The 22813-nt window shown below is 71.4% G+C and carries 17 protein-coding genes and 1 pseudogene; 9 read left to right on the top strand and 9 right to left on the bottom strand.

The features are described from left to right. Nucleotides 1-3: 3 nt before the first annotated feature. Both ACWDAG_RS07295 and ACWDAG_RS07290 read right to left on the bottom strand, forming a co-directional pair. Nucleotides 4-438 carry a roadblock/LC7 domain-containing protein gene (locus ACWDAG_RS07295; RefSeq protein ID WP_450694608.1) on the bottom strand — a complete coding sequence of 145 codons (435 nt, stop codon included), beginning with the start codon at nt 436-438 and terminating at the stop codon, nt 4-6. Further along, nucleotides 435-3029: a nitrate- and nitrite sensing domain-containing protein gene (locus tag ACWDAG_RS07290; protein ID WP_450694607.1), complete on the bottom strand. Its 2595-nt coding sequence runs from the start codon at nt 3027-3029 to the stop codon at nt 435-437. The genes ACWDAG_RS07295 and ACWDAG_RS07290 overlap by 4 nt, the downstream gene beginning before the upstream one ends. Before the next feature lie 756 nt (nt 3030-3785). Between ACWDAG_RS07290 and ACWDAG_RS07285 the strand changes: the two genes are divergently transcribed. From ACWDAG_RS07285 to ACWDAG_RS07275, 3 genes are all read left to right on the top strand, one after another. Continuing rightward, complete coding sequence (locus ACWDAG_RS07285; protein WP_450694606.1) at nt 3786-4178, top strand: DUF485 domain-containing protein; 393 nt, start codon at nt 3786-3788, stop codon at nt 4176-4178. Next, nucleotides 4175-5770 (top strand): solute symporter family protein, encoded by a 1596-nt coding sequence (locus ACWDAG_RS07280; protein WP_450694605.1) that lies wholly within the window; start codon nt 4175-4177, stop codon nt 5768-5770. Before ACWDAG_RS07285 ends, ACWDAG_RS07280 begins: the two co-directional genes overlap by 4 nt. Before the next feature lie 444 nt (nt 5771-6214). Continuing rightward, nucleotides 6215-6379: a hypothetical protein gene (locus ACWDAG_RS07275; RefSeq protein ID WP_450694604.1), complete on the top strand. Its 165-nt coding sequence runs from the start codon at nt 6215-6217 to the stop codon at nt 6377-6379. 8 nt (nt 6380-6387) lie between these two features. On the opposite strand, the gene ACWDAG_RS07270 is transcribed toward ACWDAG_RS07275, so the two are convergent. Further along, nucleotides 6388-6876, bottom strand: coding sequence for a hypothetical protein (locus ACWDAG_RS07270; protein WP_450694603.1), 489 nt, complete (start codon nt 6874-6876; stop codon nt 6388-6390). A 92-nt stretch (nt 6877-6968) separates the two neighbouring features. Continuing rightward, nucleotides 6969-7344, bottom strand: a pseudogene (locus ACWDAG_RS07265) (pyridine nucleotide-disulfide oxidoreductase); the annotation flags it as partial. A 419-nt stretch (nt 7345-7763) separates the two neighbouring features. Here ACWDAG_RS07265 and ACWDAG_RS07260 point away from each other — a divergent pair. From ACWDAG_RS07260 to ACWDAG_RS07235, 6 genes are all read left to right on the top strand, one after another. Next, on the top strand, nt 7764-8639 hold the full coding sequence (locus tag ACWDAG_RS07260) for a DUF6424 family protein (RefSeq protein WP_450694602.1): 876 nt from the start codon (nt 7764-7766) through the stop codon (nt 8637-8639). A 13-nt stretch (nt 8640-8652) separates the two neighbouring features. Continuing rightward, nucleotides 8653-9768 carry a DUF2235 domain-containing protein gene (locus ACWDAG_RS07255; RefSeq protein ID WP_450694601.1) on the top strand — a complete coding sequence of 372 codons (1116 nt, stop codon included), beginning with the start codon at nt 8653-8655 and terminating at the stop codon, nt 9766-9768. A gap of 396 nt (nt 9769-10164) precedes the next feature. Next, complete coding sequence (locus ACWDAG_RS07250; RefSeq protein ID WP_450694600.1) at nt 10165-11118, top strand: anti-sigma factor RsbA family regulatory protein; 954 nt, start codon at nt 10165-10167, stop codon at nt 11116-11118. Nucleotides 11119-11216: 98 nt separating this feature from the next. Next, nucleotides 11217-11894 (top strand): response regulator transcription factor, encoded by a 678-nt coding sequence (locus tag ACWDAG_RS07245; protein WP_450694599.1) that lies wholly within the window; start codon nt 11217-11219, stop codon nt 11892-11894. Further along, nucleotides 11884-13113: a sensor histidine kinase gene (locus ACWDAG_RS07240; protein ID WP_450694598.1), complete on the top strand. Its 1230-nt coding sequence runs from the start codon at nt 11884-11886 to the stop codon at nt 13111-13113. Before ACWDAG_RS07245 ends, ACWDAG_RS07240 begins: the two co-directional genes overlap by 11 nt. 57 nt (nt 13114-13170) lie before the next feature. Beyond that, nucleotides 13171-14472 carry a hypothetical protein gene (locus ACWDAG_RS07235; protein WP_450694597.1) on the top strand — a complete coding sequence of 434 codons (1302 nt, stop codon included), beginning with the start codon at nt 13171-13173 and terminating at the stop codon, nt 14470-14472. 22 nt (nt 14473-14494) lie between these two features. Here ACWDAG_RS07235 and mreB read toward each other — a convergent pair whose 3' ends face one another. From mreB to ACWDAG_RS07210, 5 genes are all read right to left on the bottom strand, one after another. Continuing rightward, complete coding sequence (gene mreB, locus ACWDAG_RS07230) at nt 14495-15532, bottom strand: rod shape-determining protein MreB (RefSeq protein WP_450694596.1); 1038 nt, start codon at nt 15530-15532, stop codon at nt 14495-14497. A 134-nt stretch (nt 15533-15666) separates the two neighbouring features. Beyond that, complete coding sequence (locus tag ACWDAG_RS07225; RefSeq protein WP_450694595.1) at nt 15667-19728, bottom strand: SAV_2336 N-terminal domain-related protein; 4062 nt, start codon at nt 19726-19728, stop codon at nt 15667-15669. After that, nucleotides 19718-20722 carry an AAA family ATPase gene (locus ACWDAG_RS07220; RefSeq protein WP_450694594.1) on the bottom strand — a complete coding sequence of 335 codons (1005 nt, stop codon included), beginning with the start codon at nt 20720-20722 and terminating at the stop codon, nt 19718-19720. Before ACWDAG_RS07220 ends, ACWDAG_RS07225 begins: the two co-directional genes overlap by 11 nt. Before the next feature lie 32 nt (nt 20723-20754). Then, entirely contained in the window at nt 20755-22416 is a 1662-nt protein-coding gene (locus tag ACWDAG_RS07215) for a VMAP-C domain-containing protein (protein ID WP_450694593.1), read from the bottom strand. Continuing rightward, entirely contained in the window at nt 22413-22784 is a 372-nt protein-coding gene (locus ACWDAG_RS07210; RefSeq protein ID WP_450694592.1) for a CU044_2847 family protein, read from the bottom strand. Before ACWDAG_RS07210 ends, ACWDAG_RS07215 begins: the two co-directional genes overlap by 4 nt. Between the last annotated feature and the right edge of the window lie 29 nt (nt 22785-22813).

Here is a 22813-nt window from a genome sequence, read left to right as displayed (position 1 = left end):
GGGCTATCGGGCCGCAGCCTGGTGGAACTGCTGCAACTCGGTACGGAGTTCCGGGGTCAGCATCTCGCCGACCTGGTCGACGAGTACGGTCATCTCATAGGCGATCTGGCCGATTTCGCAGTCCGGAGCTGCCAGGGCAACCAGACACGAGCCGTCTCGGACCGACATCATCAGCATGTTGCCGTTCTCCATCTGGATCACCGTGCGCAGCGCGTTCCCGGTGTCCATGCAGTGGGCGGCAGCCTGGACCAGGCTGATGGCACCCGCCGCGATGGTGGAGAGCTGCTCGGCGCGATCGTCCGACAGCTGGTCCGACGCGGTGAGCAGCAGTCCGTCGGCTGAGATCACAACGGCGTGCGCCACATTGGGAACTCGCTCCGTGAAGTTGGTGACCAGCCATCCGAACTGGCTCACCTCCGGGGAGTGGGGTGATGTCATGGGTTCTTCCTGCCCGTCGCCGATGGATTGTGCGTCTGATCGGGCTGCGCCCGACGGATGCCCGACTGATAGCTACTGAGGAAGCTGTGGGCGCGGCTGGCGTTCGGGTTCACGGTTGCCCCGTCCCCGGTGGCAGGCCGCTCAGCTCGGGTCGGGGCGGATCGGGTAAGGGGAACCCTTTTGGGCAAACCGGCCTGGGTGAGGTCGCCCGACTGGTCTGGCTTCTCCCCACCGCGCCCGGCCGGGCGTCGGACAGCAGGTGTGGGCGCCGGTCGGCCCGTCGGATCCAGGGCTCCGGGTGGCTTGGCCGAGGACGGCGGGACAGGCGCGGGCTCCTCCGCCGCAGGGCGCGGCACGGGCGTGTCCACGCTGTTCCCGGCGCCGGGGGCTGCCGTTGCCGATGCGGCGAGGGCGAACCACGACGGGCCGTCGGGCTCCGGTGGTGCCTTCTTGCCGGCCGGGACGGGCCCTGTCGTAACGGACGCGAACGACCGCTGCGGCGGGCGCGATGCCGCGTCACCGCCGTCCGTCCGACCGGCGTTCGCCAGGCCGGCGGGCGTCCGCGTCGGAAGCGCGGCAGCAGGGCGTTCGGCCATCGTGCCCGGCCGGTCGGCGCGGGACGGCGTTTGCGCCGTGACCAGCTTGGCCGGTATCAGAACACGGGCCCGCAATCCCCTCCCGCCCGGCTGTGAGCTCAGGTTGACGGCGATGCCGTGCCGACCGGCCAAGCGACCGACCACGAACAGTCCCAGCTGCCGGGACGCCGGCGCATCCGTGGCGGCGTCCGTCGCCACGCGCCGGTTGGCCATGGCCAGGTCGCTCTCGCTCATCCCGATTCCCTCGTCCTGGATCTCGATCAGCAGCGAGCCGTCGGGGTACCGGGCACCGCCGATGACCACCTGGGTGCGCGGCGGGGAGAACGCGGTGGCGTTGTCGAGCAGTTCGGCGACAAGCCGCCCCACGTCACCCGCTGCGTACCCGATCACCGCGACGGGAGGGCTGGGCTGAACGAGCACGCGCTGGTAGTGCTCGATCTCGGAGACGGCACCCCTCAGCACGGTGTCCAGTGCCGCACTGTGGGACGAGCGCACCAGAGTGCTGCCGCACAGGATCATCATGTTCTCGTTGTTGCGCCGCATACGCGTCGCCAGGTGATCGAGCGTGAAGAGGCTGGCCAGTTGCTCCGGGTCCTCTTCGTGCCGCTCGAGCTGTTCCATCAACAGCAGCAGACGGTCCACCAGGCTCTGGCTCCGCCTGGAGAGGTTGACCAGAGTGTTCCTGAGGTCACCGCGCAGCGCGGCCTGCTCCGCTGCCAGGCGTACGGCCTGGGCGTGCACCGTGTCGAAGGCCCTGGCGAGCTGGCCGAACTCCTCCGTGGTGTGGACCGGCACGACGTCGACCACGGTGTTCGCCTTCCGCCCCTCGCGCATGCTCTCGACCGCGGCGGGCAGCCGGTGCTCGGCCACATCGAGTGCCGTCGAGCGCAGGACGGTCAGCGACCGCAGGAGATGCCGGCCGATCGCGAGGCCGATGGCAAGGGCGAGCAGGAGCACGCCGAAGAGGATGACGGACGCCACGCCTGCCTGGTTGCTCGTCTCGTCCTGCAGCCTGGCCGCAGTGGTGCGCAACGTGTGGAGGTAGCCGTCAGTCGCCTTGTCGACGAGCGTTCCGGTGGTCTCCGAGTCGCCGTTCCAGCTGTCGACGGAGACGGGCAGCGACGTGGTGGCGTTCCGCTGTGCGTCCGAGCCGAGCGAACCGGCCAGCACGGCGCTCACCACGTGTGCACGTCGACTGACGGCCGGGCCGGTGACCGTCCGCTGATAATCCCTCTGCTCCGCGGGGGTGGCCACGGCCCGGAAGCCGCTGAGCCTGTCCTGCAGGCGTACGTCCGCCTCCTGCAGCGCCTTGAAGAGCCTCGGGGTCATCGGATGGCCCCGGTGGGCTGCCTGCAGCAGAATCGCGTGCTCGAGGTGGATCTGCTCCTCGACCGCCTCCAGGTCGTACAACGCGGTTGCCGGCCTGGTGAGTTGAGGGGTGCCGAACCCGCTGACGAGTGCTTGGTCCAGAGTAAGCAGTCCCGTGACGATCGTGCCGTAGTCGCCCAGCGCGGTCCAGGAATTGATGCTGCCGGATGCAACCTGTGCGCGCAGGGCGGGCAGGTGGGCCAGGAGGCTGACGGCGTCGCGATAGCGATTCGCCGCAACGCCCGTAAGGGAGACTCCCTGTTCCCTGGTGCCGGCGATGGCGGCCCGGGCGCTGTCGACGCCCCGCTTCTGCTGTCGTAGATCGGAGGGATCAACCACAGTGTCGCCACTCAGCCGTTCGACGGACATCGTGCGTTCCATCTGCAGGGCTTCCAGCAAAGTCCGCAGCTCACCGCGCATCCTGACCAGCCGTTGCATGCCGGCGTAGGAGTTGGCGTGTGTGACGTCGTCATGGATCTGTACGACCCCCAGGCCGACGGCCAGCAGGGCGGGCACGACCAGCACCGACGCCAGCTTTACCAGCAGGGGCCAGTTCCGCCACCGCACGACCGGGGCCCACCACGGTGGCCGGACTGCGCGCGCGGCCGCATGCCTCGCCGCAGTCATGAGACGAGCTCCTTACTCGGAAGGGCTTGCTCACAGGGACCTATCACGATGCCGCTTTCTCATGGGTCTTCACCTGAGCAGGATGGGGAACACCCGGCAGCCAAGAGAGGTGCCGGAGATTGGGCGCAACTACAGCGCGGTCACGCCACTGCGCGCGAGCCCAGGATCGGGCATACGCTCCGGCCGCTGGAGAATTGCATCTGAACAGCTAAGGGAGGCTTCAGGCAAAGGCTCCCAGCCGACCCTGAGACGTCGCGGGTGCGCTCAAGGAAACCCATTGATTGTTCCATTTCTCGGTTCTCGGATGCGATCCGGCCCCGCACGCCAAGTGCCCACCTGCCAAGTGCTGTGGAGCTCAGGGGAGTTTAGGGCAGCCAGGTGAACGGCAACAATAGGGCCCCCTCGCTCCGGGCGTCGACGGACCAGCCCCGTTACTCACACGTTCTCCATGTTCGGTGGGCCGGTCGGCGACGCCGTGCACCATAGTTCGGTTCAGTAAATGACAGGTAATCAGGAGACCAAGTCACCTTCAAGGCTCAAACGCTCGGGGTGGTGAGTGGTCAAGTGGCTCCCAGTGATACACCAAGGCAACCATGCGGAATTCGGTGCCCACTGCGTGCGTCGGGGGGCGTTGTTTGACGGTGTGCGGCACCTCACTACACTCTGCACGCTCAGGGGCTACGGCTTGCTCCTTCCCATCGCTCGCACCGCAGGGCGCCCCAGCGACCCCCTGCCCGCATCCCCAGGAAGAGGAACGTGACCAGACCGGTGGGCTCGCCCTCCTTCGAAGAGTCCGAGCGGCCGGCCGGACGGAAATTCATCGACCCTCGTCACGAAGGTGAGCCCGACTACCGCGCGATTCAGCAGAGCGAGGAGTTCTTGCGGCTGCGCAGACGGCTTCGGCTGTTCGTCTTCCCGATGAGCGCGCTCTTCTTCGTCTGGTACATGACGTTCACACTGCTTTCCGCCTACGCCCACGGGTTCATGAGCCACAAGGTGGCGGGCGAAATCAACACGGGCACCATCCTCGGTCTGATGCAGTTCGCGTCCACGATCGTGATCGTCCTGACGTACCGGCGTTTCGCCGGGAAGAAGATTGATCCGGAAGTGGACAGGATCCACGAACTGGCAGGAGTCGACAAGGAATGACATCGCAGATCGCCGCGAGCACGACGGGTAGCCCCGTGCTCAATCTGAGCGTGTTCCTCATATTCGTCGTCGTCACTCTGCTCATCGTCTACAAGGCCACCAACAGAAACCAGACGGCATCCGACTACTACGCCGCGGGCAGCGCCTTCACCGGCGTGCAGAACGGCATCGCGATGTCCGGCGACTTCCTCTCCGCCGCTTCCTTCCTGGGAATCTCCGGGGCGATCGCCGTCCATGGATATGACGGCTTCCTCTATTCCGTCGGATGGCTCGTCGCCTGGCTGGTCGCCCTCCTGCTCATTGGTGAGAGACTGCGCAACACCGGGCGATTCACCGTGGGCGACGTGATGGCCTTCCGTATGAGGCAGCGGCCGGTGCGGGCGGCGGCGGCCAACGCCACCCTGGTGATCACGTTCTTCTACATGCTGGCCCAGATGGCCGGCGCGGGCGGGCTGATCGCCTTGCTGCTGGGTGTGCACACAAGGGGCGGGCAAGCACTCCTGATCACCGGCGTGGGCGTTGTCATGCTCCTGTATGTGCTGGTGGGCGGGATGAAGGGCACGACTTGGGTGCAGATCATCAAAGCCGGCCTGCTCCTGGTCTGCGTGACCTTCATGAGCGTTTTCATCATCGGCAAGTTCGGATTCAGCTTCTCGGCACTCCTTCAACAGGCCACACAGCACAGCCCGTTGGGCGAGCGACTACTCGAGCCAGGCAGTGCGTACGGCCACAGTGCGACGAGTCAACTCGACTTCGTCTCTCTGGCTTTGGCGCTGGTCCTCGGCATCTCCAGCCTGCCGCACGTGCTGATGCGCTTCTACACCGTGCCCAATGCCAAGGAGGCGCGCAGGTCGGTGGTGTGGTGCTCCTGGTCGATGTTCACGTTCTACCTGGGAATCCTGGTCGTCGGTTACGGTGCCACAGCCCTGGTCGGTTCCGACGCGATTGTTCACGCCCCGGGCGGGGAGAACTCCGCAGCACCTCTGCTTGCCTTCCGTATCGGTGGAGTTGTGCTCCTGGGAATCGTCTCCGCCGTGGCCTTTGCGACGATCCTGGCGGTCGTGGCCGGTCTGACCCTGGCCGCTTCGGCTTCGTTCGCCCATGACGTGTACGCCAACGTGGTGCGGCGCGGTAAGGCCGATCCCCGGTCCGAGATACGGGTGGCCCGACTGACAGCGATCGTGGTCGGTTTCCTGGCCATCATCGGCGGCATCGTGGCCGACGGTCAGAACGTCGCCTTCCTCGTGTCGCTGGCCCTGGCGCTCGCAGCGTCGGCCAATCTGCCAACGATGCTCTACACGCTGTACTGGAAACGCTTCAACACTTCAGGGACGCTGTGGAGCATTTACGGGGGTCTGGTGTCCTGCCTCGTGCTCATCATCTCCTCACCGGCGGTCTCGGGTACCCGCACGTCGATCATCACGAGCGTCGACTTCCACTGGTTCCCGCTCATGAATCCCGGCCTGGTGTCGATTCCGCTCTCGTTCCTGTGCGGATACTTCGGCACCGTGTTCAGCAGGCGTTCAGCAGATCCGGACAAGCATGCGGAGATGGAAGTCCGGGCGCTGACCGGAATCGGTGCCCGGCTCTAGCCGATTACGGCAGGACCGGCAGGGCTTCGGCTTCAGAGGTCCGCCGAGCCCCTCGGAAGCTGGTTGGGCTTGTCGTTCCAGGGCGCGTTCCGGACACAGGTTGGACACAAGGATCGGAAAAGACTGACAAGGGCCGGGAAGGGCTGAGGCGCCAAACCGCATCTGACCTGGGAGAACGGCCAAGATGAGCAGGGATCGACAAGGGGCGCCAAGATCCTCGAAGGACTCATAATCCGTCGGCTGTGGGTTCGAGTCCCACCCGCCCCACCCTTCGCGGGCCAGAAGAAACGTTCTGACCCGCTGTGACGTTCTGATCCACGGACCGCTGTCCGGCCGTTCCCGCCAACGCTGGTGCGTTGCTGCGGTGTTGTGCTTGTCGGGGTGCTGTGAAGGGGGGCCTCGGCGTCGCCGTTGCGCGTAGGCTCGCGCCCAAGGGAGGGCGTCATGGGCGGGCATGCGAAACCGATCAGGATGTGGTGGCTGGTCACGCTGACGGCCGTGACCATGGCGGTCATAGCGGTCGTTCTCATGCTCCAGGCCGACTCCGGCGAGGCGACCTCGCCCAGGCCGACCGATCCCCCCTCGGCCACCTCGTCGGTCCTCGGGTAGGGCGGTTCTCAGCCCGCTTCCTCGCGCAGCCCGTCGCGCAGGCGGCGCAGGTCGTCGGCGTGGCGGCCCAGGCCGTTGAGGCGCAGCCGGGTGGCCTCGGTGCGGGGGTCGGGGCGGAGCGTGAAGGCCAGGTCGAGGGACTCGCGCAGCATCCAGAGGTCGAAGGCGAGGAGCCGTGCGGCGTGGGCCTGTGCCCGCTGCAGGTCCGGCTCGGTGAGTTCCAGGTCCTGCAGGCGGGTGCGCAGCCGGTGCAGGGTGCTGCTCTGGCGGCTGCACATGCGGGCCGTCCGGCAGGAAACGGGACCCGGTTCGCCGCAGGCCGCCGCTGCCGCGTCGGCCGGTGTCTGGGCGGCCACCGCCTCGTCCAGGACGGCGACCAGGGCGAGCAACTGGGCCCGGTGTGAAGGACGGGCGGGGGCCGGGCGGTGGTGGAGGCGGGCGAGCGTCCGTGCGGCGCGGGGCCACCGGACGGGGCCCGGGGGTGTGCGTATGCGCATGGCTCCAGTGTGCGCCGCGGACGCCGCGAGCCGGTCCGTTCGGTCAGTACGGGGCGGCCGTCGTGCGGTCCGGCTCGGTCAGGGTGGGATGTCGACCGGGGGTTGCGGGGCCCTGCCGCTACCGCGCGGTCGATGAAGCGGGCGAGGAGGCGTTCCACGGCGGTCGGGGGAGTGTCCGTCGCACCGGGGTGGAACGCGTCCCGCCCCACGGCGAGGTCCCGGGCCGCGGCGTGCTGGAGGCGGCGGTGAGGCCATGGCCGTAGACCGGGTCGGAGCCGGCGATCGCGTCGCCGAGGACCGTGAAGCCGTCCGGCCAGTGCCACCACTTCTCGTAGTGGCGGCGGCGGTGAAGTCCGTGAAGGTGTCGGGGGCGGGGCCCGGTTCGCCGCCCCGGGTGCCCGGGAGCGTGACGATCCGGCGGCCGCCCTCGATGGGCACGATGATGCCGCCCCGGCCCGGCGCCTTCGCGGCGTTCACCTCGCGCTCGTGACCTGCGGCAGACCGAGGTCGGTCAGCCGGCGCGGGGCGTGCGAGCCGCGGCCGGAGCGTCGACCACCAGGTCGGCGGGCAGGGCGGGGATCCCGCTGTTCGGCCGTTGCCTCCAACGCCCGCAGGACGGACTGCAGTAAGCGGTCGAGGGACTCGGTGGCGGGTGCAGTGAAGAACGCCTCGCCTCCCCCGACGCCGAAGAACTCCACCAGACGTTGTCGGCCGGGGCGGTGCCGCCCGCACCCGCGGCTCTCAACGATCGTTCATCGCTCCACAACGATCGTTGAACGGTCGGCCGTTATGTCGTTGAACGGTCCAGGTGTTACGCAGAGCGAGAAGTGAGCCCTGGGAGGACGATGAGAAGAGGAGTGTCGACAGGTCGACAGAAGGAGGCCGCCATGGCCAACGACCGATCCGCGACGGCGACGAAGACCCCTCCCTCCCTCACCTTCGGCAAGACGGAACCGGAGGACCACCCCTGGGAGATACAGCTCGTCAAGCACCAGGAACGCACCGAGTCCGCGGAGTTCCGCGCCGCGAAGACGGCCGTGAACAAGATCCTTCAAGAGCTGGGGAAGACCGATCGGCCGTATGGGCCGGGGCCTTACGAGATGCACCACGGCGGCAGTCTCTGGGTGAAGACGGACGCGGGCTGGCGGATGTTCCGGGCCCGGGTCGGCATCGAGTGGAGCATGCAGTTCTGTGCCGACCCCGCGAAGGTCGACCGGCTGCGGCAGGAGGCCGCCGACCTCGTCGCCGCCTTCCCGCAGACCCTTCCGGCGCTGGAGGCCCTCGGCTACAAGCGGGCCCGCAAGCTGCTTCAGACCCCGATCACGGACGCCGAGGGCGTCGCGGCCTGGACCGACTCGCTGTTCAACGCCTGCGTGCCGCTGACCCGCGGGAACCACCAGGGGATCCTGCCGAAGGCGGCCGGGGAGCACCACTACCCCTGGCCCATCAAGGGCGCCGACTACATCCGGTACGACGACTTCAACCTGTGGGTGACGCTGCCCGACGGCACCCACGCCGGCGTCGCCCCCGTGGCCGCCCGCGGCTCCGGCGACGGACGTCTGCGCATCGTCCACGCCCGGCACGGCACTCCGGCCGGGGACGTCGTGGCCAAGGCGCAGCGGCGCCGTGTCATGGCCGTGCTCCCGGCGGACAGCCCGATGGCGCTGGAGGCGTTCCAGCAGCAGATCACGCCCGGGGCGCGCACCGCCGCCACCCGGCCGCGTTCCCGCGGGGCGCGCGGCGGCACCCGCCGGGCCGGTTAGGCGGGCCGTGGTCATGCCGCGCAGGATCGTCGTCTGCCTGGACGGCTCGGGCAACCAGGTCGGCGCACGCAACCCCACGAACGTGGTCAGGTTCTACGAGATGCTGGAGACGGCCGACCCGTCGAGGCAGCTGCTCTACTACGACCCCGGGGTCGGCACCATGTCGTCGGCCACCGCGCGCGGGCCGCTGGGCCGCGGGCTCTCCCGGCTCGGCGGCCTCGCCTTCGGAACGGGGCTGAAGGCCAACCTCACCGAGGCGTACACGTACCTCATGCAGCACTGGCAGCCGGGGGACGCGGTGTACGTCCTCGGGTTCAGCCGCGGCGCCTACACGGCCCGTGCGCTGGTCGGGATGCTCAACAAGCCAGGGCTGATGCGGCCCGGTGCGGAGAACCTCGTGCCGTATGCGGTGGCGAAGTACGCCTTCAACCAGGACATCGAGAAGAGCGAGCAGGAGGTCGCCCGCTTCTCGCACGCCTTCTGCCTGCGCACCGACCGCGAGCCGCTGTGGGAGCAGGTGAAGCGCAACGATCCCCGGCAGGTCTCGCACCACGCCCTGCCGGTGGCCTACCTGGGCGTCTGGGACACCGTGAAGGCGGCCGGTCTCCTCCGCCTCGGCAACCTGCGCTGGCCGTACACCCACTCCCTGCCCAACGCCGCCCGCATCCGGCACGCCGTGTCCCTCGACGAGAGGCGGCGCCCGTACCGGGAGTTCCTCGTCAAGCCGCGCAGCCCCGGCCCCGACACGGACACGAGCACGGCCGAGGAGGTGTGGTTCGCCGGGGTGCACTGCGACGTCGGCGGCACGTTCGACCATGCCCCGGACGCACCCCTGCTCTCCACCATCCCCCTCAAGTGGATCACCGACGGTGTCTGCGACGACCTGGACTTCCGGCCGGGCGCCTACGGTGCGGTGACCGCGGTGACCGAGGTCTTCGCCGACGCCCCCGTCCACCACAACGGCGCGGCGTGGATCCTCGTGGGCAGACGGGCGCGTCCCGTACCTCCCGAGGCGGTACTCCACTGGAGCGTCCGGCTGCGCCGGGAACGCGACCCCGGCTACCGACCGGACCTGGCCGGACGCGAACGCTGGGCCGACCCCGACTGGTTCAAACCAGCTCGCACATAGGGGGCTAATGGGTTTCTAAGGGTCATCCTCCTCCCGGGGAAGTAGTGGATTCTGCCCCGAGTCGTGCTGCGGAGGCATGGCAGGTGCCTCCGTGGGCACGATGTGCCGAAATGGCGCGCGGACCAGGCTGGTTCACGTCAGCCAGCCGGTCCGAGGAGGGCGTCATGAACCGTCAGACCCGCGTCCGTGTCAACCGCAGGCCCGCCACGCCCCGCGACACCACCATCGACCGCAGGACGCCTTCGGGGCGGATCCTGCCGTACTGACACCGCACGCGGACTCACCAGGCTTCGGGGGAGTGACAGCCGTCCATCCGGGTACGCGGGCTGACGTAGAGGGAGCCGGTGGGGCAGGAGAGGCGGTGGTGAGCATGCACGTCGACGGGAGTGGTCGGCAGTGACCCCCGACGACGGCGCCGGTCTCGCCCCCTTCGTGCACCCCGCGCTCCTCTACGGCGACGAGCGCGAGTACCTCGCGGGCACCGTCCCCTTCGTCCGGGACGCCCTCGCGGCCGGCGAACCCGTCGCCGTGGCCGTGCCCGCGGAGCGACTCCGGCTGGTCCGGGAGGCGCTGGGCGACGACGCCTTGGCCGTGCGGTTCCTGGACATGCGGGAGGCCGGGCGCAACCCCGGCCGGATCATCCCCGCGGTGCTGCGCGCCTTCGCCGACGCCCAGCCGCCCGGCACCCGCGTGAGCATCATCGGCGAGCCGATCTGGGCCGGCCGCACACCCGCCGAATACCCGGCCTGCGTCCAGCACGAGGCACTGATCAACGCGGCCTTCCGCGGCCGGAGAGCGACCATCCTGTGCCCGTACGACATCCGGCACCTCGACCCGCGGGTCGTCGCGGACGCCTACGCCACCCACCCCACCCTCGTCCGGGCCGACTCCGGGCGGCAGGAGGACAGCGGGGCCTACGCGCCCGCGGAGGTCGTGGCCCGCTACAACGAACCGCTGCCGCCGGTGCCGGACGTGCCGCCCGTCCTGTCCTTCCGTTTCGACGCCGACTCGGTCTCCGAGGCCCGGCACCTCGCTGTCGACGAGGGCGTGCGCCTCGGTCTTCCGTACGACCGGGTCGAGGACCTGGCGCTGGCCACCGCCGAGCTGGTCACCAACAGCGTGGTGCACGGTGGGGGTTCGGGGGCGCTGGGGGTGTGGGGCGAGGGCGGGTACGTGGTGTGCGACGTGCGGGATCGGGGTCACCTCAGTGACCCGCTGGCCGGGCGTCGGCCCGTTCCCCGCGACCAGCGCGGCGGGCGTGGGCTTCTCATGGTCAATCTCGTCGCGGACCTTGTGCGGGTGCACACCGGGCCGGGTGGTACCACTGTGCGGTGCTGGTTTGCCCGGTGATTTCGGCTGCGGCGCGACACAGCCCCGTGCCCCTTACGGGGCTGCCGAACCGTAGCGGACTTCGCACCGGTCGGCCGGGACCGACGTAGCGTGAACGTATGCGCGTGCTGGTCGTCGAGGACGAGGAGCGGTTCGCGGCCGGGCTCAGGGACGGGCTGGAGGCCGAGGGCTTCGCGGTGGACGTCGCGCCCGACGGCGTGGACGGGCTGTGGCTGGCCCGGGAGAACGCCTACGACGCGATCGTCCTCGACATCATGCTGCCGCGCCTCAACGGCTACCGGGTCTGCCGGGCGCTGCGCGGCGAGGGCGACTGGACTCCGATCCTCATGCTCACCGCCAAGGAGGGCGAGTGGGACGAGATCGAGGGCCTCGACACCGGCGCCGACGACTATCTGACCAAACCGGTCTCGTACGGAGTGCTCCTCGCCCGGCTGCGGGCGCTGCTGCGCCGCAAGGCACGGGAGCGGCCCGCCGTGCTCGCCGCCGGTGATCTGCAGCTCGACCCCGCGACTCGCATCGTGAGCCGGGCCGGGCGCGGCATCGAGGTCACCGCGCGCGAGTTCGCGGTGCTGGAGTTCCTGCTGCGCCGCGCCGGTGAGGCGGTGACCAAGCGGACCATCCTCGACCACGTCTGGGGCGACGACTTCGAGGGCGATCCGAACATCGTCGAGGTGTATGTACGACGGCTGCGCAACAAGCTCGACCGGCCCTTCGGGCGGCGGTCGCTGCTGACGATGCGGGGGCACGGGTATCGGCTGGTGCCCGATGACGGGTGAGCGGCGGCAGCAGCGGCGGCTGCGGGCCGTGCGCGTGCGGGCCACGCTCGTCGCCGTGCTGGCCGTGGCGATCGCCCTGGTCGCGGGCGGTACGGCGCTGGTCCTCGGGCTGCGCTCCGAACTCTCGGGCGACGTACGGGACGCCGCCCGCGCCCGGGCGCAGCAGGTGGCCCGGGTGATCGACGCGGGACGCGGGGTGCCCGCGGCGACCGTGACCGATCCCGCCGAGGAGTTCCTGCAGGTCGTGGACGGGGCGGGCGGGGTGGTGGCCGCCAGCAGCAATGTCGCGGGCCGGCCGGCGCTGGCCCGGCTGAAGCCCGGCGCGAGCGCGTCCGTCCGTACCCCGCTCGACGAGGACCCCTTCCTCGTCGTCGCCGTCGGCGCCCGGGACGGCGACCGGAAGCTCGTCGTCCTCGACGGCCGGGCGCCCGCCGGGGTCGCCGAGGCCACCTCGACGGTCACCCGGCTGCTGCTCATCGGCCTGCCCGTGCTGCTGGTGCTCGCGGCCGCCGCGACCTGGGCCGCCGTGGGCCTGTCGCTGCGCCGGGTGGCCCGCGCGGAGGCGGCCCAGCGCCGCTTCGTCTCCGACGCCTCGCACGAACTGCGCTCGCCCGTCGCCGCCGTCCGCCAGCACACCGAGGTCGCCCTCGCCCACCCGGAGCGGGCCGATGCGCAGGCGCTTGCGGGGACCGTGCACGAGGAGGCCGTACGCATGCAGCGCCTCGTCGACGACCTGCTGCTGCTCGCCCGCGCCGACGAGGGCGCACCGGCCGCCCCCAGACAGCCCGTGGACCTCGACGACCTCGTCCTGGAGGAGCTGCGGCGGCTGCGCTCGACGACCGGTCTGCGCATCGACGGCACCGCGGTGGGCGCCGCCCGGGTGTCCGGCGACGAGGACGCGCTGCGCCGCCTGGTGCGCAACCTCGGGGAGAACGCGGCACGTCACGCACGCACGCGCGTGGCGTTCACGCTGGCCGACCCGGGCGACGGGCGGGTGCGGCTGGTCGTCGAGGACGACGGCCCCGGGATTGCGGCCGCCGACCGGGCCCGGGTCTTCGAGCGGTTCGTACGGCTCGACGCGTCCCGTTCGCGCGAGGCGGGCGGCGCCGGGCTGGGCCTCGCGATCGTCGCCGAGGTGGCGGCGGCGCACGGCGGGAGCGTCCGGGTGGAGGACGGGGCACGGTTTGTGGTGACCCTGCCGTCGGGGGAGCGGAACTGAACGCTCCGTCAGGTGTGTTCAGCCTCCGTTCAGCGGTGCGGCGGGACGCTGGCCGGCATGAGGAACAAGACCATCTGGCCCGTTCTGGGAGCCGCCGTGCTGCTGGCCGGCGCGTGCTCCGGGAACCAGGCGCACCACGGCGACTGCGTCCACGTCGTCGACGAGAGCACCGGGCGCACGGCTGCGTCCTGCCTCCCGCTCGCACCGAAGAGCGACCGCGTCGACCTCGCGCAACCGCGCTTCACCCACTCCGCCCGCATCACCAACCCCCTCCACCCCACCTCCCGGGTCACCCAGACGATCTACGGCGGCCAGGAGTCCGGCAAACCCTTCCGCACCGAGGTCACCCTCCTCCCCGGCACCAGGACCATCACCTGGGGCGACCGCACCATCCACGCCGTGACCTCGCAGTACGTCGCCTTCTCCGCGGGCCGTGTCGAAGAGGTCGCCGACGACTGGTACGCCCAGGCGGACGACGGCTCCGTCTGGTACCTCGGCGAGAACGTGTTCAACTACGACCACGGCGTCGTCGCCGACACGGAGGGCACCTGGCAGGCGGGCCACCGGCACGCCCCCGGCGCGATGATCATGCCCGCACACCCGCACAAGGGCGACGTCTACCGCACCGAGAACGACCCCGGCGTCGTCTTCGAGCAGGTCACGGTCCGGGCCGTCGGCCAGACCGTCGACGGGCCGTACGGGAGGATCAGGAACGCGATCACCGTGCACGAACTGCACATGGACGGCACCACCGAGGACAAGGTCTTCGCCCCCGGGTACGGCGAGTTCTCCACCGGCTCGGCGGGCGGCGACCTGGAGGCGGTGTCGCTCGCCGTACCGACGGACGCGCAGCGGGCACCCGTCCCGGCCGGGCTGGCCACGCTCGACAAGGCGGTCCGCACGGCCCACGCCGACCCCGCACCCGCGACGGTCCGCGCGGTGCGCGAGGCCTGGGACGCCTACCGCGCCTCCGAGGCCGTACCGGCGCTGCTCGCGCGGCAGATGGCACGCGACCTGGGCACCTGGCGCAAGGCACCGCAGGACCGCGCGGCCGCGCTGCGGGCCGAGCAGAACACGACGGATCTGCTGCTGCGCCACGAGCCGCTCGGGGCCGTCGACCGGGCCCGTCTCGACATGTGGGCACGGCAGTTGGGGATCGACGCACGGGCTCGTGACGCGGGCTCCGTCGCCGGGGACGTGACCAGCCTCGAACTCGTACGCCGGCGGGGTGACACACCCGGGTCGGCAGCTCTCACGGCCGACCTGAAGAAGGCCAGGGAGGCGGCGGACCGCAAGGACACGGCGGAGGCGGCCACGATCGCACGACAACTGACCCGGGACATCGCGGTGTTGAGGTGACCTCCTCGGCGTCGGTCCGGGCTCACATGACGGTCGGGCCGAGCACCAGGGGCTCGATCCTGCCCTCCAGCATGTAGCCCAGGCCCTGGACGGCACACACGTCGGGCCGTTCGGCGATGTGCACCGGCATGCCGGTGGCCTGCCGCACCATCTCGTCCAGGCCCGGCAGCAGCGCGCTGCCGCCCACCAGCATGATCCCGCGGTCGGCGAGGTCGGCGACCAGATCGGGCGGGCACTCCCGCAGCACCCGGCCGATGACGTCGACCACGGCGGTCAGCGGGGTCTCGATCGCCTCACGCACGGCGGCGGTGTCGACCTGCACCGAACGGACGAGACCGGTGACCACGTCCCGCCCCCGGATCACGGTGGACTTCGGACCCTGGGCGGTGAGCCCTATGTCGGAGAGGGCGATGTGCAGGGGGCGTACGGACTGGCTGGGAAGCATCAACTCGTGCTGGTGGCGCAGGTGCTGGACGATCGCGTGGTCGACGGCGTCGCCGCCGACGGGAATGCGCTCGGAACTCACGGTCGAGCCGAGCGAGAGCACGGCCACCTGGGTGGTCGCGGTCCCGCAGGCCATGATCATGGTGGCCTCGGGCTGCTGCACGGGCAGCCCGCACCCCACGGCGGCGGCGATGAGCGTGTCGACGAGCTCCACGCGCCGGGCGCCGAGCCCGACGAGCGTCTCTACGGCCGCCCGCCGGGCCAGCGGGTCGGCCTCGTGCGGGGTGCAGGCAGCCGCCCGCAGGAAGGGCTTGCGGCGCAGGGCCCGGCGCAGCCTGTCGCCGAGCAGGCCCCGGAGCATGCGCTGCGCCATCTCGATGTCGACGACGGTGCCGCCGGACACCGGGCGCACCACACGGATGTGCGCCGGGGTACGGCCCCGCATCCGCTCGGCGAAGTCACCCACGGCGATGAGGGCACCGCTACGGGTGTTCACGGCGGCGACGGACGGCTGGTCGACGACGAGGCCGACGCCCCTGACGTAGACACGGGTCCGGGCCGCCCCCAGGTCGACGGCGAAATGGCAGCGCCGCAACTGCTCCAGACGTGCGGTCATGCAGGGTCCTCCAGAGAAACGCAGACCGTGGGGCCGCCGGGCAGCGGGTCCCAATGGCATCGTGCGGTGCAGGAGGCCGGCGGCGCTTTTTTTGGGGGGCCGGTCGGGGTGCTGCTGAATGGGGGTTCTGCGGTTTACGTTCGACGCTCTCGTCGTCGCAAGGACGTCAGCTGAATCGAGCACGCCACCGACAGACCCGGCACCGGCCAGTGGCGCAGTGCCTCGCGTACGGCGCGACGGGCTGCCCCGGCGCGCGTGAGCGGGTAGCGGCCGGAGACGCGGCGCGCTTCCTCCGTGAAGTGGGCGAGGAGGCGTTCGGAAATGTTGTTCATCCCGCCGTGGACAAACGCGACCGGGTCGTCGACGTGCCAGGCCAATTCGGCCCAGGCGACGAAGTCGCCGACTCCGCTGCTCGGCAGGCCAAGCTCGATGGCGTCGTGCTGGACGGTGAGGTCGACCTCGTAGTAGCTCTCGGCGTCCGGCGTGCGGGTGAGGCTGACCTCGCCGCCGGGGCGGGCGTAGACGACGCTCCTCGTCATGCCGTGGGACTCAGGGAGGGGCTGTGCGGTGGGCAGAGGAAACGGGCCCAGTGCGGGAGACGCGGGAGGGGTGCCGCCGTCGGACGTACTCGGCAGATGGGGGAGGTCGTACCAGTCGGCCGTCGGGCTGTCGGTCTCGCCCAGCCCGGCACGTAGGGCGGGCGACACGTTGATGACGCCGGGCGCGCCGGATGTGTCCAGGAGTTGCCGGGCCGCCGCCCAGTCGGGCTCTTCGTCGTCGACGGCCTGGAAGCTGATGGCCATGCGGGCGCCGGGCAGTTCCACGAGCCTGGCCCGCAACTGACGCAAGGTGGCGCTGAGAAGGGGTCTCACGGCGCCGGAGTCCAGGGACACCCCGTAGCCCCTGTCCCGCCTGTGCAACTCGTAGTACGTCTCCTCCAGCCCGCTCGCCGTGATCAGCCGCAGCACGCAGCGGCCCAGTGCCGGGAGGGAGTCCTGGTCCTCGGGGCCGTCGGCGAGGTCGTAGAAAGCGACGGCCGCATACCCGGGCGGGGCCTCGGCGGGCTCCTCGTCCGGGTACAGCAGCGAAGACAGCTCCTCCGGACGGAAGCTCCCCTCCGGTGTCTCGTCCGGAGCGAACAGGCCGAAGCTGGTGTTCTGGTCCGGGCCCGGCTCGTACTCCGGTTCCTCCGCGTCTTCGAGGGTCTCGCCGAACTCCTCGCGCAGTTCCCGCCCCAGCAGGCGCAGTTCCGGATTCGTGCCGCCGGAGAGCCGGTACTCCTCGTAGGCCTCCAGAGCCTCGGCGATCCGGCCCTGGCGCTTCAGGGCGATCAGGTACAGACGGCGGAAGTCCTCGCGGGACGGGTACTCGCGGACCAGCCTGTCGAGACTGGTCGCGGCCGTCTCGAACTCGCCCAGGTCCAGGTCGAGTTCGGCACGGGTGCGGTACAGGCCGAGGCGGAGTTGAAGTAGCCGGGTGCGGGCGCTCCTGGCGGCGGGACCGGGCACGTCCGCCAGCGGATCGCCGCTGCGCCACAGGCTCAGCGCCTCGGTGATCACCTCGTACGCCTCGGTGAGGGCGTCCCCGGTGCGCAGCGCCTCGGCCCGCCACACCAGCTCGTCGCAGTGGACCAGGTCCACGTGGTCCGCGCTGGTGTGCACGGCGTAACCGTCGGGGCGGGTCGCCAGGACGCCGGGGCCCAGCACCGTCCGCAGCCGGGACGCGAGCCGGCCGAGCTCGGCCATGGCGTCTCTCGGCTCCTCGCCCCGGTTCCAGATGCCTGCCCTGAGGTCGTCGTAGGGCACCGTGTGGCCGGTCTTGAGGAGCAGCATGGCGAGCATGGCCCGCTCGTCCGGCTCCAACTCGGGAGCCGAGTGCGGGAGTGCGACGCCCAGCGGACCCAGGACGTAGTAGAAGCGCTGGTCGTACGCCGCCAGGGCGCTCGGCCGCAGCTCCGGTTCCATGAGCAACTTCATGCCCTGCTGCTGGGTCCACAGGGAGCGCGACATCAGCATGTTGAAGGCCCGTGCGTACGTCCCCCGCACTTCGAACGGCAGATTTCCCAGCCAGTCGGACTCGATGGGTGTCGTCAGCCGTGACGTGCCCGAGGCCAGTTGCAGCATGAGCTCGCACAGTGCTCGCAGGTCCTCCGCGCGCCCCGGCGGGCCCGAGGCCCGGCCCGGCTCGAAGAGGCTGATTTTCACCGTTCCGTCCGCGAGGAGCACCACCCGGGACATGTGGAGGCCGCCGTGCGTCAGGCCCGCGGCGTGGACGGCCGAGAGGGCGTCGGCCAGCTGACTGCCGACCGACACCGTCAGCGGCGCCGGCAGACGGTAACCGAAGGGCGCGGCAAGGCTGTTCAGCGGGAGGCCGTCCAAGAGCTCCATGACGACGTAGGGGACGTCGTCGTCGATACCGAAGTCGTGGACGGTGACGACGTTGCGGTGGTCCAGGTCCCGCAGTCGTGCCGCGTCCCGCAGGAAGGCCTCGCGCCAGGCCTGATCCGCCACCGGCTCGTGCAGGCGCAGCACGACGGTGCGGTTCTCCTCGGTGTCCTGCGCCTTCCACAGGGACCTGGTCGGCTTGAGCCGCTGGATCAGCCGGTAGCGGCTGCCGAGACCTTCCGGGACCGACGGTGGCACCCCGCCCTCCCCACCCAGCTGCCGCGCACTCTCCGGACGCACCGTCGCGAACGCCTCGCCGTCCACCGCCGTCGGCGTTCCGCCGGCCGCGGGTGCCGTGGCCCGGAACTCCCCGGGTGCCGCCCCGGCCCGCTCGTCGATCAACCCGCCCACCCGGGCGAGCAGTTCGGCCGTCCGGCCCCGCGCCGTCCGGGGCAGGCCGCGCAGCAGCAGATCCCGCACCCCGGGCCGGAAGGCGTACGAACCGGGTGGGCCCGGGACCGTCGTGAGCATGCCGCTCAGGATCACTTCGGCGAGGTGCTGGGGCCGCGGCCGGGGTTCGAGGGCCGCGTGCACCAGTCGCATGACCGGCAGGTCGGGGCGGCCGAGGGCGAGGTGACCGGCCAGCCGGAAGGCCTCCGCGGAGGCCGTCGCCCGGAACCGGAGGACCAGGTCCTCGGCGGAGAGGCGGGCGACGTCCGTGCGGTCGTCGTCGTCGGCCGGGAGGGGGCGGCTGAGGAGGGCGGCCGAGGCGGGGTGCTCCGTGCCTCCCGGTGTCGCGACCAGTGCCGCCCAGTTCGCCAGCCACTGCGGGCCCGGTTCCAGCACGGGAAGGGCGATGGCGCCGTCCCCCTCGTGATGGTCCGTCGGGTCGTACGGCGTGAAGGTGAGCGCGGCGGTGGGGGCCGCCGGGTGCGGGGCGGACAGCCGTCCGGGTGCCGTCGGCAGGGCGGTGTCCTGCCAGAGGTGCTCGGGCAGGGGCTGTACGACGGCCAGCGGCATCCGCCAGGCCCAGCGGCGCAGCATGCCGTACCAGCGGCTGCCCGCGGGGCCCTCCCTCCATTGCGGGCCCATGCAGTCGCTGACCAGGAGGGTGACCGTGCGGCCGTCGCGGGGGGTGTGGGAGGCGTGGTGGCGGATCGTGCCGTCGGGGGCGGCGCGGTGGAGGGCGACCGTGCGGAAGATGCCCGACTGGGCCAGTGCGGTGTGCAGTTCGTGGATCAGGGGGCGCCAGACCGGCATCGTGGGTCCGTCGTCGTAGACCAGGTTCAGGCGCAGCCAGCGCTCCTGGGCGGGGCGCATGACCGGCAGCCACCACTCGGGGGCCGCGCCCAGGCGGGCGATGCGGTCGGCGGTGGCCTGCTCGTCCAGTTCGAGGCGTACGGGGGCGTCGATACGGCGTTTGAGCGGGCGCAGGGAGCGCTGCAGGGCCAGGGGGTGACGCAGCATCGGGGGTGCGGGGGCCAGCAGGGTGGCGTGTGGCTTCGTCGCCGGTCCGGGGCCGGGCAGGTGCAGGGGGACGCGGTGGGGCCGCGACGGCGGGGTGGGGATCGGGTCGCGCCGAGGCGGGAGCGGTGGGGGCGGGGGCTCGGCGGTCCGCGTGGGGCGGGCGTCCGGGGCGGGAGGTTCCGGCGCCGCGGGCGCGGCAGCCTCGCCCGCGGGCTCCATGTGGCCGGCCAGCCAGAGGAGTTCGGCGAGTTCGAGCGGCGTCGGGCGGGTGCCGTCGGCGGCCTGGGCCAGTACGTCGGCCAGGCGGGCGAGGGGTTCCGGGGTGCCGGAGGGTTCAGAAGGCATCGCTCTGCGAGGTCTCGCCGAGGTAGGGCATGAGCTGCTCCGCCAGTTCGTCGAGGTTCTCGGCGGGCAGGTCGGAGGAGCGGGCCAGGTAGATCGCGTTCAGGAGCTGGTCGGTGGCCAGGTCGCCGCCGCCCACCCGGGACAGGAACCGGTCGATCAGCCGCTGCGCGTCCGCGTCGGGCTCCTCGTGGAAGTGGGCTCGGACGATGTCGGCGAGCCGGCTGTCGTCGGGCTGGCGCAGACGCAGGGTGACACAGCGGCGCAGGAAGGCGGGCGGGAACTCGCGTTCGCCGTTGCTGGTGAGCACGACGAAGGGGAACGCCTTGCAGCGGACCCGGCCGCGCCGGACGGTCACCCGCTCGTCGGTGCCGTCGACCATCACCTCCGCCTCGGGGGTGCGGCGGGCGGCGCGGACCAGCTCCGGGATCTCGTACTGGCCCTCCTCCAGCACGTTCAGCAGGTCGTTCGGCAGGTCGAGGTCACTCTTGTCGATCTCGTCGATGAGCAGGGCGCGGGGGCGGGCGTAGGGGAGGAGCGCGGTGCCCAGGGGGCCCAGGCGCAGATGGTCCTCGATGCCCGTCTCCTGGGTCGTGCTGTTTCGGGCCGCGTACAGGCGGGAGAGCGGGTCGTACTGGTAGAGGGCGTCGTGCAGGGTGCTGCGGCTGGTGATGTTCCAGCGCAGCACCGGGCCCAGGCGCAGCTCGCGGGCGACCGCGTAGACCAGCGAGGACTTGCCCGTGCCGGGCGGTCCGGTGACCAGCAGCGGGCGGCGCAGATACAGAGCCGCGTTGACCAGTTGGACGGTCTGCTCCGTGGCCCGGTACGTCTCGGCGCGATGCGTGCGGTCCGGGGAGGTGGCCGCTGCGTCCTCGTCCGCGTCCGGCAGGCCGAGGACCGGTCCGCCGTCGAAGGCCCGCCAGGGCGGGGGCGGCGGCAGCTCGGTGATGCCGTCGTGCGGCTCGTTGGTGCCGGTGTAGACGGGCCACAGGGGCATGGGGCTTCTCTCCGTGAGGTGCGGCGGGCGGCTCAGGCGACGGGGGAGTGGAGGCTGGCGGCGGGCTCGGGGAAGCAGCGCGGATCGTCCCAGAGGAGCTGTACGTCCCTCGCCCAGTGCCGCTCCGGGGCTTCGTCCGCTTCTGCGGTCTCGCGCAACTCCCTTATGTGGGAGGGGAGTTCTGCGGGCGGGATGCCGGTGACAAAGGCGCCGAGCTCGTCGAGGAACGCGGCACCGGTGCACGGGGCCTCGTGCCGGGAGTCGGCGCAGCCCGTCCGCGGCCACAGCAGCACCGGGACGGGCGTGTTGAGGCCGATCTCGAAGTGGTGCCGTGCGGTGGCGGGCGGGAAGCCGAAGCCGGCCAGCTCGGCGTCGTCGTCCCGCAGCCGCTTGCGCAGGCTCGGCGGATGCTCCGGGGTGCCGCACTCGACGCGGTGCAGCCGCGCCCCCGGACAGGCGTCCAGCTTCTGCCACTTCTTCGCCAGCCGGTGGCGCAGGCCACCACTGCGGTACCGGGCCCGGTCCACCACGACGAGGGGATAGGCGCAGCCCAGCGGAGTGGAGTCGTCGGCACCGCACTCCCAGTGCGCCACCGGCTCGTTGAGCCACTCGCGCGGCAGCACGAACGTGATCAGCTCGTCCGCGTCCGGGGCGAGCTGGGTGAACGCCTCGTCGATGCGCTCCTGCACGTAGGCCCGTACGGCGGTGCGCGGCAGCCGGTGCGAGCCCACCCGCCGTCGCTGTCCGCCCCGGTAGGCGGACACCTCCACGGTGACCTGGTCGGCACCCGCGCCGCTGCGGTCGATCTCGACGACGATCGGGGACCACGCGGACGCGGCGGCGACGGCCTCCGGTGCGTCGAGCAGTTCCGCGAGCCGGTCGGCGAGCCGGGTCGCCGCCTCGGGGTCGGGCACCTCCCACTGCACATACCCGGTCGCGTCCCACAGCGAGCCGAACCCGCCCTCGGGCAGCGGCGGCCCGAAAGGGCCCACGGCATCGACGTACAGCCGGTCCGGGTCGCAGTCCGTGCCCTCGGCCACCGCCCGCCGCACCAGCGTGTACAGCCGCTTCATGGCGTCCGGCCGGTGCACGGGCGTGGGGACCAGTTCGCCCAGCTCGGGCCAGTAGCGGGCCATCACCTGGGTGGGCAGCATCCGGCCCACCCGTACGTCCCTCGCGCCCGCGATCGCCGAGACCATGCCGACCACCCGGCCGTCCCCCAGCGTCACCGCCGCCCCGCTGAACCCGGCGGCCAGCGGCTGCCCGTGAGCCGTGGCGGCCTCCAGCTGCACCCACTCACCGGCGATCAGCGTGCTCGACACGGCACGGTACTGGGCGAGCGTGCCCTCGTCGTACCCGACCGGGAAGCCGTAGGCCTCCAGCAGCGGCGAGGGAACGCCGTGCTCGGTCCCCGGCGGGGCGAACACCGCGGGGGCCAGCGGCACTTCGCGCTCCAGCTCCAGTACGGCCAGGTCACCCGGGTCGGCCGCGGCGCCCTCCCAGCCGCCGTGCACCGCCACCGTGGCGGACAGCGCACCGAGCTCCTTGCGCTGCGGGAACGACACCGTCACGTCCGCCGCGCCGCTCTGCCGCACCACATGGGCGCACGTCAGCACCCGCCCAGCGGAGACGAGGAAGCCCGCGCCGACCTCGCTCCCGCACTCGACACGGGCATGCCAGGCAGCTGTGCTCATGACCGGCCGGTGTCCGCGGGAGCAGCCTGCGGCGGTTCCGGAGCGGGCCGGGACGGCTCCGGTGACCAGCTGAGCTTCACCACCAGATGCCCCTCCGCGGCGCCCTTCGCGATGACCGCGCCCGTCTCCGCGCTGAGCTTCACCCCGAACTCGAGCTCCACGGTGTCGGGCCTCAGCGAGCCGTCCCGGAACACCCTCAGCGCCGACTCGGCCGCCGCCCGCACCCCGTCCAGGGCGGCCTCGAAGGTCCGCGCGGCCTGGACGGGACTGCCACCGCGGGAGACGAGCCGGGCGCCGGTCTCGCTCTCCACGCCCTCCACGACGACCCGGGCACCGTCCTCGGTCCTGAACTCCATCAACCCGTCCATGGTGCCGCTCGCTCCCCCGTGTGCCGTGT

Source organism: Streptomyces sp. NPDC001157 (genome assembly GCF_053598255.1).
The sequence above is the reverse complement of the archived record's forward strand: the minus strand, read 5'-3'. Positions and strand labels throughout refer to the sequence as shown.